The sequence below is a fragment of the Flagellimonas flava genome (assembly GCF_900129665.1).
GTDB lineage: Bacteria > Bacteroidota > Bacteroidia > Flavobacteriales > Flavobacteriaceae > Flagellimonas > Flagellimonas flava.
The window spans coordinates 369,918-382,942 of sequence record NZ_FQWL01000002.1; the positions used below are offsets into that span (position 1 = coordinate 369,918).

Sequence of the window (13,025 nt, forward strand, 5' to 3'; positions counted from 1 at the left end):
TTAAAATCCTTTTTTAAAAAACATGCTCCTAAACTTCATTGCTATAACCCCAAAAATGGCTTCTCGGACAATGGCCGAATTCATTTTGGACTTACCGTTGACTCGATCGGTAAAAATGATGGAAACTTCTTCGATCTTGAATTTCTTGAGATAGGCCCTATATTTCATTTCTATTTGAAATGCATAACCAATAAATCGGACCGCATCCAAGTTGATAGCCTCCAAAACCCTCCGGTGATAACATACGAATCCTGCTGTGGGATCATGAACTCTCATTCCAGTAATCAATTTCACATAAAAAGAGGCTCCATAGGAAAGTAGGATTCGGAACAAAGGCCAATTGACAACATTTACACCTTTCTTGTATCGAGATCCTACGGCTACATCCGCTCCATTAAGGCATGCCCTGTGCAAGCGCGATAAATCGGCAGGGCGATGTGAAAAATCCGCGTCCATCTCAAAGATATAGTCATAATCTCGTTCCAGCGCCCATTTAAAACCATGGATATATGCTGTCCCAAGACCCGATTTTTCTTTCCTGACCTCTAAAAATAATCGCTCAGGAAATTGCTCTTGTAGGTTCCTTACATTTTCAGCTGTTCCGTCAGGGGAGTTATCATCTACCACAAGTACATGGAATTTTTTTTTAAGATCAAAGACAGTTTTAATGATAGCCTCAATGTTCTCAATTTCATTGAAAGTGGGAATTATCACTAAACCGTCTACCATGCTTGTTTTGTTAGAGAGCAAAAATAAGGTTTTCTGCATTGCCTTGAACGCATTGTCCTTTCCTAGTTGTTTAGCAATATTTGTAACTTTGGCGCATATAAAATTCGTGGAATGACCCAAAGGTTTCCCAAGCTTTTTCTTTTACTTCTCGCTGTTCTCCTTACTCTTAATCTTGTTCAGGCTGCCTTCACCGAACTGATTTATGATGAAGCGTATTACTGGTACTATGCGCAGAACATGGATTGGGGCTATTTTGACCACCCATCAATGGTTGCCCTGATGATTAAGATAAGTAGTCTGTTTTTCAGCGGGGAACTAGGCGTTCGATTTATGAGTTGCCTGCTTTCCGTAGGCACCTATGTGTTGTTGTGGGAATTGGTGGACCATCCAAAAAAGAAGGAGTATGTGATACATTTTTTCCTTCTCGTATTTTCCATGACCCTGATGAATGCCTATGGGTTCTTTACCCTTCCCGATACACCACTGTTATTTTTTACAGCCTTGTTCCTGTTGCTGTACAAACGCTTTTTAACAAACTCGTCCTTTTGGATTACTTTGTTATTGGGGTTAACCATGGCCGCATTAATGTATAGCAAGTACCATGCTGCACTGGTTATTTTGTTTGTATTCCTGTCCAATATAAAATTGGCTACCCAATGGCAGGCTTGGTTGGCTGTTGGTGTTGCGCTGTTGTGTTATTCCCCACATTTCCTTTGGCTTTTTGAGCATGACTTTGTTTCGATACGCTATCATTTGTATGAGCGGCCTAATCAGGCCTATTCCTTTGAGAAATTCACCTTGGGCTATCTTGTGAACTTGGTGGCCATTTTTGGATTGTTGTTCTATTGGGTATGCCTATCACTCATCAAAAGCAAGGAAACCGATAGGTTTTCCAAAGCACTTAGATACCTCACCTATGGGGTAATCATTTTCTTTTTTATCTCCAGTTTCAATAGAAGGGTACAGACCCAATGGATTATTATTATTTCCATTCCGATGGCCATTATTGCTTTTAGGCATTTGATCGAGAATGGCAAGAGTCGAAAATGGATGTACCGCATCGGTATCGTTAGTGCCCTATTGCTTCTTTATGCCAGGGCGTGGTTAATGTACCAACCTTTGCTGCCCATACTTTACGAGGCCCATGGCAATAAAGCCTGGGTAGCCAATTTGCATCAGCAGGTGGGAGATGTCCCGGTTGTGTTTGAAAACTCCTATAGACAATCTCCCATGTACGAATTCTATACTGGGAACCCTACTTTTTCCTTGAACAATTCCTTTTATCGGAAAAACCAATATTCGATAGATGGTTCGGAGGAACGAATTAGAGGCAAAAAAGTCCTTTATGTCTCCAAATACCGCAAAAGTGGGGATGTCCAATTTCCAGATCAGGAAAACACCATTTACTATGGTATATTCATGGATAATTTCAATTCGTACAGGAAATTACAGGGCATTGTTGAAAAAAGGGATGGGGGAGATACTTGGGAGCTGAAAGTTTACAACCCTTATTCTTTCGACATTTCACTTGATAGCTTGGACTACTCTGTGGCTTATACCGATGACTACAAAAAGGTAAGAGAAGCCATGACGCTTAGAACCCAACCTGTTTATCCAGAGGTAAAACTATTGAAGTCCAAGGATACGGTTTTTTATAATTTTCAATTGCCCCTTCCGCAAAAAATGCAAAATCCTGGGTATTTTAGGGTTGGAATAGCCAAAAAAGGTCTACTTCCAGGACTAAATGGAATTCCAATAAAACTAAAGCCATGAATCCAATCTATAAAACTTTTGAATCTTTAGATTGGATGACCTTGGTCCTCTTTTTTAGTTTGATGGTGCTTGCCTTGGGCAAATATCTATTTCAGAACAGGTTTTTGAATTTCATGATTCTCCCTTTCAACAACAAATATGTGGTACTCTACAATAAAAAAGGACGACTTTTAAACTGGTTCCACATCTTATTGACCTTGTTTCAACTGATCAATTTTGCCTTTTTCCTTTTCTTGGTTCAAAACATATTTTACAACCCGTTATGGGAAGACCCTCTTGCTGATTTCGCTTTGATTTTTGGGGTGGTATTGCTATTCCAGATAGTCAAAATGCTACTCCAATTGACGCAGGGATTCGTCTTCAACACCCAAAGTTTAATTACAGATTTACTGTTCAATAAGACTTCATATCTAAACCATAGTAGCCTGATCATGTTTGTGGCCAATGTGATTTTGGTTTACATCTTCAAAGACGCCAAAGTTGTCATTTATTTGGCTTTAATCTTAATTCTTTCCATTAATATCATTGGGCTGGTCAAGCTGATGAAGAACCATCAAAAAGTCATAATTTCCCACTTTTTCTATTTTATTTTGTACCTTTGCACACTCGAAATTGCGCCCCTAGTAATAGTTGGAAGCTATCTTAAAGATTGAAAGCTTATGAAAGTAAAGACAATTTTGGTTTCCCAACCAGAACCCAAAATCGAAAATTCCCCCTATTCACGACTCATAGAAAAAGAAAAGGTAAAGGTAGATTTTAGACCTTTTATACATGTTGAGGGAGTTGAGGCTAAAACTGTGAGACAGCAAAAAATTGATTTGAACAATTTTAGCGCTATCATTCTTACCAGTAGAAATTCCGTAGATCATTTCTTTAGAATTGCCGAAGAAATGCGATTTAAAGTACCGGATGCCATGAAATACTTCTGCCAGTCAGAAGCTGTTGCCTATTACCTTCAGAAGTATGTAGTCTACAGAAAACGTAAGATTTATGTTGGCAAGCGCACGTTCAACGAATTGGTACCGCTTATCAAAAAATACAAGGACGAGAAATTCCTGTTACCCTCTTCTGATACCTTGAAGGCCATTGTGCCCCAATCCTTGGATGAGTTGGGTGTTGACTGGAAAAGAGGTATTTTCTATAAAACTGTCATCAGTGACCTTTCCGATCTAAGGGAAGTTACCTATGATGTACTTGTTTTCTTTAGCCCTTCGGGAATTGAATCCCTTCTTAAGAATTTTCCCGATTTTGAGCAGAACGGAACGCGTATTGCCGTTTTTGGCAACAGTACGGTCAAAGCGGCTACAGATGCTGGGCTTCGAATCGATATTCAAGCACCCACTCCTGAAACCCCATCTATGACCATGGCACTTCAGAAGTACATTACCAGCGTAAACAAATAAGAAATTAACGTAGATAAAAAAGCCCCGATTCTTGCGAATCGGGGCTTTTTTATTTAGAAGGCATATCGTTGGGGTCCGCCGCGCCTAATTTCTTCGCTGGCGTATTCCTCAAACTTTTTGAAATTTTCCCTAAAGGCATTGGTCAATTTAAAGGCCGTTTTATAATAGGCCTCGTCATTGTTCCAGGTAGCCCTTGGACTCAGTACCTTTGTCGGCACACCTGGGCATTCCCTTGGTTGAGCCACTCCGAACACGGAATGGATGTGGTATTTATCATAACTGTAAAGGCCCAGTTCCCCACTTAGGGCCGCACTGATCATGGCCCGGGTATACTTTAGTTTCATGCGGGTTCCCACCCCGTAAGGCCCACCGGTCCAACCCGTATTTATAAGCCAAACATCCACTCCAGACTCCTGCATTTTAGTACTGAGCATTTCCGCGTACACCGTTGGGTGCAGCGGCATAAAAGGCGCTCCAAAACATGCAGAAAACGAAGGTTGTGGCTCTACAACACCAGCTTCGGTACCTGCCACCTTTGCCGTATAACCGGAAATAAAATGATAGGCCGCCTGTGCTGGGGTTAATTTGGAAATTGGAGGCAATACCCCAAACGCATCTGCGGTAAGGAAGAAAATGTTTTTTACATCTTTCCCGATAGAGGGCTGCTGAATGTTATCTATGTGGTAAATGGGATAGCTTACCCTGGTGTTTTGGGTGATGGAAGTATCCCCAAAATCAACTACTCCCTTATCATCCAATATTACATTTTCCAAAATGGCGCCTTGTTTTATGGCGCCATAAATCTCCGGTTCATTCTCCTTGGACAGGTCAATTACCTTTGCGTAACAGCCACCTTCAAAATTAAAAATGGTGTTGTCCGCTGTCCAACCATGTTCGTCATCCCCAATTAGTTTTCTGTTGGGATCTGTGGAAAGCGTGGTTTTACCGGTTCCCGAAAGTCCAAAAAACACTGCCGTATCACCTTTGTCTCCAACGTTGGCCGAACAGTGCATGGGCAAGGTATTCTTGAAGACCGGCAGAATAAAGTTAAGGGCTGAAAATATCCCTTTCTTAATCTCACCAGTATACCCTGTCCCACCGATTAATGCTATTTTTTTCGAAAAATTGAGAATCGCAAAATTGTGCTGTCGCGTTCCATCGATTTCAGCATCTGCTATGAACCCCGGAGCATTGACCACCGTCCATTCCGGTTCAAAGCTTTCCAACTCTTTGGCATCAGGCCTTAAAAACATATTGTAAGCAAACATGTTGGACCAAGGATATTCGTTGATCACACGAATATTGAGCTTATAGGTCTCATCTGCGCAAGCATAGCAGTCCCTAACAAAAAGCTCTTTTTCATTCAGATAATTAATGACTTTGTCATAGAGTTTATCAAACTTTTCGCCTTCAAACGGAATGTTGATATTACCCCACCAGATCTTATCCTTAGTAATATCATCCTTGACAATAAAACGGTCCATTGGTGATCGCCCCGTAAACTCACCGGTATTGACCGCAAGTGCTCCGGAAGAGGCTTCTTTTCCCATGTCCTTTTCCAAGGTTACGCCATGTAACTCCTTGGGAGATAACTGATAACGCACATTGTTGTGCTGTATTCCATACTGCTTTAACGAAATCGATTTCGTAGTTGGTGTATAGGCATCCATTGTTTAAATTTTAAATTGGTGCAAAGCTAGAAAAATCTGGGTCGTGGCAACCAAATTTCCCATTTATTTGTTCGATTTCTTAGACCAAATGTAATAGGCAAATATGGCCCAAGCAGCTATGAGGAAAAGTCCACCTATTGGAGTGACGAAACCAATCGTTTTAACGTTCCAGGTCATCAAACTGTCTAGTGCCAGTAAATAGATTGAAAATGAAAAAAGTAGTACCCCAATGCAAACCAACCTAAAAATTCGTTTTCTTTTTATGGGTTCCAACCCCTCCCATATGCCCAAAATAATAAGGAAAAAGGCGTGGTACATCTGGTACCTAACCCCTGTCTCAAAACTTTCCACTGCATTTGCGTCCACCAGTTGTTTCAACCCATGGGCTCCAAAAGCTCCGAGAACAATAGCCATTAAACCGAATAGAATTCCTGTCAACAAAATTGTTCTGTTCATAACTTTGAAGTCTTATTTTTTTAGAAATATAACAATTTGATACCTTCGTAATCGTTTTAATCAAAAATAACTAAAACCCATGGGTCGAACTATTTTAGTTGTTGGAGCTGGAAAGTCAACCTCTTATCTATTGGATTACCTCCTTAAAAAATCCTCTGCTGAACAACTTAAGCTGACGATTGGAGACCTACATCCTGAAAACATCCCCAGTAATATTAGCTCCCATCCCAACTGCAAGGTGGTTCAACTCGATATTTTTGATGATTCGGCCCGAAGAAAATTGATCGAGCATTGCGATATTGTTGTATCCATGCTGCCCCCAAGGCTCCATATTAAAATAGCTGAGGACTGTATACAGTATAAAAAGCATTTGGTTACGGCTTCTTATGTCAGCAAGGAGATAGAAGCACTTCATGAAGAGGCAAAGGCCAACGGATTGGTGTTTATGAACGAAATTGGCTTGGATCCAGGGATAGACCATATGAGTGCCATGGAAGTCATTGATCGTATTCGGGATCGTGGCGGAAAACTATTGCTTTTCGAATCATTTACCGGCGGATTGGTGGCCCCAGAGCATGACACCAATCTTTGGAGTTATAAATTCACTTGGAATCCGAGAAATGTAGTTGTGGCCGGTCAGGGCGGGGCTGCAAAATTTATTCAAGAGGGCACCTATAAATACATTCCATACCAAAAAATATTTAGACGAACCGAGTTGGTGGATATTGATGGGTATGGCACTTTTGAGGTGTATCCCAATCGGGATTCCTTAAAATACCGGGAGGCTTACGGACTTCAGGATGCACTTACCCTATATAGAGGAACCATGCGGCGCATTGGGTTTTCCAAGGCCTGGCAAATGTTCGTTATTTTGGGTATGACCGATGACACCTATATTGTCGAAAATTCGGAGGGAATGTCCTATCGGGAATTTGTAAATCTGTTTTTACCATATTCACCAACAGATTCTGTAGAGCTCAAATTACGGCACTACTTAAAGATTGACCAAGATGATATTAGATGGGGAAAACTATTGGAGCTAAATCTCTTTGATGACACCAAAAAAATACCCCTAAAAAACGCCACTCCCGCAAAAATGCTCCAATATATTTTGGAGGACAGCTGGACATTAAAATCGGACGAACGTGATATGATCGTAATGTACCATAAGTTTGGCTATGAACTGGAAGGAGTAAAAAAACAGTTGGATGCCAATATGGTGGTACTTGGGGAAAACCAGACTTTTACTGCCATGGCCAAAACTGTTGGATTACCCGTGGCCATGGCCACACTACAAATTTTAAATAAGAACATCACTACACCCGGAGTTCAAATTCCAATAGGCAAGGAGGTTTATCAACCCATTTTAAAGGAGTTGAAATCGTACGGCATCACCTTCAACGAATACCAAGTACCTTATTTGGGGTATAATCCAGATTCAATAGGAAATTAAAGTTTTTCAGTTTTCGGTATCTTTAACTTTGTTATTGAAACCAAAGCATGAAAAATTCTAACAGTTCCGTCAAAATAGACGGAATAGACAAAAAAATTCTAAGGTACCTTATGGAAGATGCCCGGAGACCTATTCTGGAGATTGCACGAAATATTGGCATTTCGGGCGCCGCCATCCACCAACGACTCAGAAAACTGGAAGCTTCTGGTCTTTTTGTGGGCTCAAAGTTCATCGTAAATCCCAAAGTATTGGGGTATACCACTATGGCCTATATCGGTATTTTTCTTGATAAAGCCATGGCTAACCCTCAGGCTGTAAAGGCGTTGGAAAAAATTCCTGAGGTTTTGGAATGCCATTATACCACCGGGAACTGGTCCATCCTTATCAAAGTGCTCTGTAGGGACAATGAACACCTTATGCAGGTACTGAACAAGAAAATCCAACAGATTGACGGCGTATCCAGAACCGAAACGTTTATTTCCCTAAATCAGCAAATTGACCGACAGATTCACATCTGATATTTGTATTGAATCTAAATAAAGATTATTTTTGACCCGATGAACACGATTTATCGGACTACATATTATACCCTCTACCAAGCCACGAGCGATCGTTGTTTCTATATCGATTTTGGTCAAAAAGTGGTAAGGATCTCATTCTGCCAATTGCTTGCCATTAGGCACAAGGTTCTTTCTATTTCCATAGAAGACCACTTTGACAGTGAAATGAACAAACATGGTTTGGAAGTTTTACAACTTTGCAACAAGAAGCACTTGTTTGTTCTGAACACCTTAGAAATCCTAGATCTTAAGGAATTAATGGAGCAAGGATTCTTACATATGGGACTTTCCGCAACACCAGGTGTTCTCAGCGCCTAACCCTCCTTATTTTTAATAAGTCTTAAATCGCTTTAAAATAGTGCCTTACCCATATTTTAAGGGCCAGATTGCGTACTTTTATAACTGGAAAAGAAAATGAACGATAACGTATTGAACAATGAAAGATATAGCTAGACAAGGAATGAGCATCAAGGTGGAATCGATGGATTTGCTCAATTCACAGATAAAAATGGAGGCCCATGCCTCCGCCACCTATTTGGCCATGGCCTCATGGTGCGACCAAAACGGTTTTTTTACCAGTGCTAAGTTTTTCCGGAAACAATCGGAAGAAGAGCGTGAGCATATGATGAAAATCTTTGATTTTTTGATTGATGCCGGTGGAAGTCCATTTTCACCAGAAGTTACAGGTATAAATCATGATTATGCTTCTATAGTGGATGTGTTTGAAAGTACGCTGGATCATGAGATTGCTGTAACCAAATCCATTCATAACATTGTCATGAAAGCCAGGGAAGTTGGTGATATTGCCACCGAACGGTTTCTCGATTGGTTTGTCATGGAGCAGGTGGAAGAAGAAAACACAATTAGGGATATACTTGACATGATTTCCGTAACCGGCACAGAAGGTGTTGGATTACAGGTAATAGATGATCATGTTGGGAACTGGATGGACTAACTAACTCATGAAAATTCCTAATGAAAAAACGGAGCCTATGGCTCCGTTTTTTTGCTTTATACTTTTTTACCAATGGTTAGTCCCTGCCGCCAAACACTTGGAAGGCCCAATATACCAAGGAGGCCAAAGCACCCAATGCAGCTACCAAATAGGTTCTTGCAGCCCATTTTAGAGCGTCTTCCGCTCCTGCATACTCTTGCTGACTCACCATATTTTTCTGCTTTAACCAGGCCAAAGCCCTATTACTGGCATCATATTCAACTGGTAGTGTGACAAAGCTGAATACCGTCGCCAATCCCATCATGATCAAGCCGGCGACAGCTATGTAAAATCCAAACCCAACACCAGCCGCAGCACCTAACATTAATCCTCCAAAAACAATCCAAGTGGACATTCCAGAGGTTACACTGACCACAGGAACCAATTTAGACCGCATGGTCAACCATTCATAGGCCTGAGCGTGCTGAACGGCGTGCCCCACCTCATGCGCTGCTACGGCGGCGGCCGCGGCATTTCTTTGGCTGTAAACCGCTTCGCTCAGATTTACAGTTTTATTTTTAGGATTGTAATGATCGGTAAGCCTTCCTGCAGTTGAAATTACCTTAACATCCCGGATGCCATGGTCGTCCAACATTTTTTGGGCAATTTCCGCTCCACTCATACCATTTCTCAAATGAACTTTGGAGTATTTTTTGAACTTGCTCTTCAATCGGCTACTTACCAACCAGCTGATCAACGCAATTCCGCCAATCAATATATAATATGTCATCATAGCTTCTAGTTTTAGTCTTATAAAGATACCAACTCTAAAGCAAAAACCCCGCCAAGCTATTAGTGGAGCTGTTTTACTGACAAAATGTACAAATCTTGATTTGTAACCAGTAAATTCTTCCGCCCATTAAACTACACCTGTCTATATCGAAACTTTAAAAAAATCATGAATAACACCAATATAGCGGTAATGCCATTGGCCAAGATTATCGCCAAACTATCATGGTGGATGCCATAGAACAGCCAAAGGGATGTCCCAACTAAAAAAGCAGAATACATGGTAATGGAGATATCCTTGGTAGACTTGGTCTTCCAGGTTTTATAGACTTGGGGCACAAATGCGCTCGTGGTGAGTGTAGCAGCAACGAGTCCAATGATCTCTATAGTTTCCATATTTCATCATATATGTTATGCCTACCCTACGATATTGACAATTTTACCCGGTACCACTATCACCTTTTTAGGCGTTCGCCCATCAAGCTGTGCCCGTGTTTTTTCGTGCGCCATTACAACCGCTTCAATTTCATCTTTGGCCAAATCCAACGGAAGCTCCAGCTTAAATCGCATTTTTCCATTAAAGGAAATAGGATATTCCTTGCTATTTTCAACCAAATGTTTTTCCTCAAACTTTGGAAACACTGCTTCCGAAATGGATTGGGAGTGCCCCAATTTCTCCCATAGCTCCTCAGCAATATGCGGAGCATACGGCGACACCAAAATAGCCAGTGGTTCCAAAATCCGCCTGCTATGGCATTTTTGGGCCGTGAGTTCATTGACACAGATCATAAAGGTGGATACCGAGGTATTGAATGAGAAGTTCTCAATATCTTCCTCCACTTTTTTAATGGTCTTGTGCAAGGTTTTAAGGTTTTCCGCGGAAGCTTCGCTATCGTCAACTGAAGTATATAGCTTCCACAGTTTTTTCAAGAAAGAGTGAACCCCTGAAATCCCGGCAGTGTTCCAAGGTTTGGATTGTTCCAATGGGCCAAGGAACATTTCGTACAAACGTAGGGAATCAGCTCCGTATTCCTCACAAATCAAATCTGGGTTGACTACATTGTATTTGGATTTGGACATTTTCTCTATCTCACGACCCACGATGTATCTTCCATCTTCAAGCACAAACTCAGCTTCTTTGTACTCAGGTAACCACTGCTTGAAAGCCTCCACGTCCAGTTCATCGGATGAGTTCACCAAGGAAACATCAGCATGAATAGGTATGATATTCCTTCCCTCGAGCAACCCTTTGGAATACACCCTGTTGGAATCCATATCCTTATAAACAAAGGCACTTGTTCCCGTAATCATACCCTGATTGATCAGCTTTTTGGCAAATTCTTCTTTAGGGGCAATCCCTTTGTCAAATAAAAACTTCTGCCAAAATCGCGAATACAGTAAATGTCCAGTAGCATGTTCACTTCCGCCAATGTATAGGTCAACATCCTGCCAATACCCAATGGCTTCCTTTGAATAAATAGCTTCAGCATTGGTTGAATCCATATAGCGGTTAAAATATTGGGAACTCCCTGCCCAACCAGGCATGGTATTCAATTCCAAAGGAAAAACCGTCTTGTGATCGATCTTTTGATTGTCGACCACCAAACATTTTTCAACATCCCAGGCCCAAGTGGTAGCATTGCCCAATGGCGGCTCTCCAGTCTCCGTTGGCAGGTATTTCTCTACTTCAGGCAGTTCCAAAGGCAAGTGTTCATCGGCAATCATCTGTGGCATCCCTTCCACGTAATATACCGGGAATGGCTCCCCCCAATACCGCTGTCTACTAAAAACGGCGTCCCGAAGACGGTAATTGATCTTTCCTTCTCCTTGACCTATCTTTTCCAATTCCCCAATCACTTTGCTGGTGGCCTCTTTAAACGAAAGTCCATTTAGAAAATCAGAATTGGCAATTACGGTGTTCGCCTTGTCAGCAAAAGCTTCTTCGGAAATATCCACCCCATCAAAAATATTGGGGATTGGAATACCAAAGTGCTTGGCAAAATCGTAATCCCGCTGATCCCCGCAGGGCACGGCCATTACCGCCCCGGTTCCATAACCCGCCAAGACATAATCCCCAATCCAAATGGGAATAGGTTCTTTGGTAAATGGGTGTTCGGCATAAGCTCCAGTGAAGGCGCCGGAAATCGTTTTAACGTCCGCCATTCGGTCACGCTCCGAGCGTTTGGCCGTTGCTTCAACATAGGCGTCAATCGTTTCTTTCTGTTCTGTAGTGGTAATTTTCCGGACCAGTTCGTGTTCAGGGGCCAAAGTCATAAAGCTGGCACCGAAGATCGTATCGGGACGGGTCGTGAATACAGGTATCTTATACTCGGAATCATGAATGCCGAATTCTACCAAAGCTCCTTCTGAACGACCAATCCAATTGGTTTGGGAATCCTTCAATGGTTGTGGCCAGTCAATTGTGTCCAAACCATCTAGCAAACGTTGGGCGTAGGCGGTGATACGCATACTCCATTGGGTCATTTTTTTGCGGATTACAGGGTGTCCCCCACGTTCCGAAACCCCGTTTACAATCTCATCATTGGCCAAAACAGTCCCCAATGCCGGACACCAGTTTACTTCGGTATCAGCCAAATAGGTAAGTCGATATTTTAGAAGAATTTCCTGTTTGGTTTTGTGCGAGAACTGCTCCCAATCCGAAGCACTGAATTCAAGGATATCCTCATCACAAGCAGCTTCAATTTGTTTGTTCCCAGACCGTTCAAAACTAGAGATCAAATCTGAAATTGGCTCTGCCTTGTCCGTTACCTTATTGTACCACGAATTGAACAACTGAATAAAAACCCATTGGGTCCATTTATAGTAGCCAGGGTCCGATGTTCTTACTTCACGGCTCCAATCAAAAGAAAAGCCCAATTGGTCCAACTGTTCACGATACCTTTTGATGTTGGCTTCTGTGGTTATTGCAGGATGTTGCCCAGTTTGTATGGCATACTGCTCTGCAGGAAGACCAAAGGAATCGTAACCCATCGGGTGTAGGACATTGAAGCCCTTATGCCTTTTATATCGGGCATAGATATCACTGGCAATATATCCAAGGGGATGCCCAACATGCAATCCAGCGCCTGATGGGTAAGGAAACATATCCAACACATAAAACTTGGGTTTATCGGATTGGTTTAATGCCCTAAAGGTTTGATTGGTTGCCCAATACTTTTGCCATTTGGCTTCTATCTCCCTGAAATTATAATCCATGGTCTTCGCTTCATTTTCAAGTTGCAAAAATAGCTTTAATCC

Annotated in this window: 13 protein-coding genes; 7 read left to right on the forward strand and 6 right to left on the reverse strand. The window is 41.8% G+C overall.

Features of this window, described 5'->3' with window-relative positions; translation table 11 throughout:
• Entirely contained in the window at positions 1-729 is a 729-nt protein-coding gene (locus BUC10_RS07465; protein ID WP_073177954.1) for a polyprenol monophosphomannose synthase, read from the reverse strand.
• Positions 730-840: 111 nt separating this feature from the next.
• On the opposite strand from BUC10_RS07465, the gene BUC10_RS07470 reads away from it, so the two are divergent.
• The 3 genes from BUC10_RS07470 to BUC10_RS07480 are packed head-to-tail and all read left to right on the forward strand — an operon-like array spanning position 841 to position 3,905.
• Entirely contained in the window at positions 841-2,502 is a 1,662-nt protein-coding gene (locus BUC10_RS07470; protein WP_073177956.1) for an ArnT family glycosyltransferase, read from the forward strand.
• Entirely contained in the window at positions 2,499-3,155 is a 657-nt protein-coding gene (locus BUC10_RS07475) for a DUF4271 domain-containing protein (protein ID WP_073177958.1), read from the forward strand. The genes BUC10_RS07470 and BUC10_RS07475 overlap by 4 nt, the downstream gene beginning before the upstream one ends.
• Before the next feature lie 6 nt (positions 3,156-3,161).
• On the forward strand, positions 3,162-3,905 hold the full coding sequence (locus BUC10_RS07480) for a uroporphyrinogen-III synthase (protein WP_073177960.1): 744 nt from the start codon (positions 3,162-3,164) through the stop codon (positions 3,903-3,905).
• Positions 3,906-3,958: 53 nt separating this feature from the next.
• Here BUC10_RS07480 and pckA read toward each other — a convergent pair whose 3' ends face one another.
• Together pckA and BUC10_RS07490 are read right to left on the reverse strand one after the other, a co-directional pair.
• Positions 3,959-5,575, reverse strand: coding sequence for a phosphoenolpyruvate carboxykinase (ATP) (pckA, locus tag BUC10_RS07485; protein WP_073177962.1), 1,617 nt, complete (start codon positions 5,573-5,575; stop codon positions 3,959-3,961).
• 63 nt (positions 5,576-5,638) lie between these two features.
• Positions 5,639-6,031, reverse strand: coding sequence for a DUF423 domain-containing protein (locus BUC10_RS07490; RefSeq protein ID WP_073177965.1), 393 nt, complete (start codon positions 6,029-6,031; stop codon positions 5,639-5,641).
• 79 nt (positions 6,032-6,110) lie between these two features.
• Between BUC10_RS07490 and BUC10_RS07495 the strand changes: the two genes are divergently transcribed.
• The 4 genes from BUC10_RS07495 to BUC10_RS07510 all read left to right on the forward strand — a co-directional run bounded on the left by BUC10_RS07495 (position 6,111) and on the right by BUC10_RS07510 (position 8,999).
• The gene (locus BUC10_RS07495) at positions 6,111-7,484 is read left to right on the forward strand and encodes a saccharopine dehydrogenase family protein (RefSeq protein WP_073177967.1); all 1,374 of its coding nucleotides are present in this window, start codon (positions 6,111-6,113) and stop codon (positions 7,482-7,484) included.
• A 47-nt stretch (positions 7,485-7,531) separates the two neighbouring features.
• The gene (locus BUC10_RS07500; protein WP_073177969.1) at positions 7,532-8,002 is read left to right on the forward strand and encodes an Lrp/AsnC ligand binding domain-containing protein; all 471 of its coding nucleotides are present in this window, start codon (positions 7,532-7,534) and stop codon (positions 8,000-8,002) included.
• Between the two features lie 39 nt (positions 8,003-8,041).
• The gene (locus BUC10_RS07505) at positions 8,042-8,362 is read left to right on the forward strand and encodes a hypothetical protein (protein WP_073177971.1); all 321 of its coding nucleotides are present in this window, start codon (positions 8,042-8,044) and stop codon (positions 8,360-8,362) included.
• A gap of 118 nt (positions 8,363-8,480) precedes the next feature.
• Entirely contained in the window at positions 8,481-8,999 is a 519-nt protein-coding gene (locus BUC10_RS07510; protein WP_073177973.1) for a ferritin, read from the forward strand.
• 76 nt (positions 9,000-9,075) lie between these two features.
• Here BUC10_RS07510 and BUC10_RS07515 read toward each other — a convergent pair whose 3' ends face one another.
• The 3 genes from BUC10_RS07515 to leuS all read right to left on the reverse strand — a co-directional run bounded on the left by BUC10_RS07515 (position 9,076) and on the right by leuS (position 12,983).
• Complete coding sequence (locus BUC10_RS07515; RefSeq protein WP_073177975.1) at positions 9,076-9,771, reverse strand: zinc metallopeptidase; 696 nt, start codon at positions 9,769-9,771, stop codon at positions 9,076-9,078.
• 131 nt (positions 9,772-9,902) lie between these two features.
• Positions 9,903-10,163, reverse strand: a complete 261-nt coding sequence (locus BUC10_RS07520; RefSeq protein ID WP_073177977.1) for a SemiSWEET family sugar transporter — start codon at positions 10,161-10,163, stop codon at positions 9,903-9,905.
• A 21-nt stretch (positions 10,164-10,184) separates the two neighbouring features.
• A complete protein-coding gene (gene leuS / locus BUC10_RS07525) occupies positions 10,185-12,983 on the reverse strand; it encodes a leucine--tRNA ligase (protein WP_073177980.1) in 2,799 nt (932 codons plus the stop codon).
• Between the last annotated feature and the right edge of the window lie 42 nt (positions 12,984-13,025).

Excerpts from the sequence above, each read along its gene's own strand:
- BUC10_RS07465 (WP_073177954.1), bottom strand. The coding sequence starts at position 729 with ATGGTAGACGGTTTAGTGATAATTCCCACTTTCAATGAAATTGAGAAC.
- BUC10_RS07470 (WP_073177956.1), top strand. The coding sequence starts at position 841 with ATGACCCAAAGGTTTCCCAAGCTTTTTCTTTTACTTCTCGCTGTTCTC.
- BUC10_RS07475 (WP_073177958.1), top strand. The coding sequence starts at position 2,499 with ATGAATCCAATCTATAAAACTTTTGAATCTTTAGATTGGATGACCTTG.
- BUC10_RS07480 (WP_073177960.1), top strand. The coding sequence starts at position 3,162 with ATGAAAGTAAAGACAATTTTGGTTTCCCAACCAGAACCCAAAATCGAA.
- pckA (WP_073177962.1), bottom strand. The coding sequence starts at position 5,575 with ATGGATGCCTATACACCAACTACGAAATCGATTTCGTTAAAGCAGTAT.
- BUC10_RS07490 (WP_073177965.1), bottom strand. The coding sequence starts at position 6,031 with ATGAACAGAACAATTTTGTTGACAGGAATTCTATTCGGTTTAATGGCT.
- BUC10_RS07495 (WP_073177967.1), top strand. The coding sequence starts at position 6,111 with ATGGGTCGAACTATTTTAGTTGTTGGAGCTGGAAAGTCAACCTCTTAT.
- BUC10_RS07500 (WP_073177969.1), top strand. The coding sequence starts at position 7,532 with ATGAAAAATTCTAACAGTTCCGTCAAAATAGACGGAATAGACAAAAAA.
- BUC10_RS07505 (WP_073177971.1), top strand. The coding sequence starts at position 8,042 with ATGAACACGATTTATCGGACTACATATTATACCCTCTACCAAGCCACG.
- BUC10_RS07510 (WP_073177973.1), top strand. The coding sequence starts at position 8,481 with ATGAAAGATATAGCTAGACAAGGAATGAGCATCAAGGTGGAATCGATG.
- BUC10_RS07515 (WP_073177975.1), bottom strand. The coding sequence starts at position 9,771 with ATGATGACATATTATATATTGATTGGCGGAATTGCGTTGATCAGCTGG.
- BUC10_RS07520 (WP_073177977.1), bottom strand. The coding sequence starts at position 10,163 with ATGGAAACTATAGAGATCATTGGACTCGTTGCTGCTACACTCACCACG.
- leuS (WP_073177980.1), bottom strand. The coding sequence starts at position 12,983 with ATGGATTATAATTTCAGGGAGATAGAAGCCAAATGGCAAAAGTATTGG.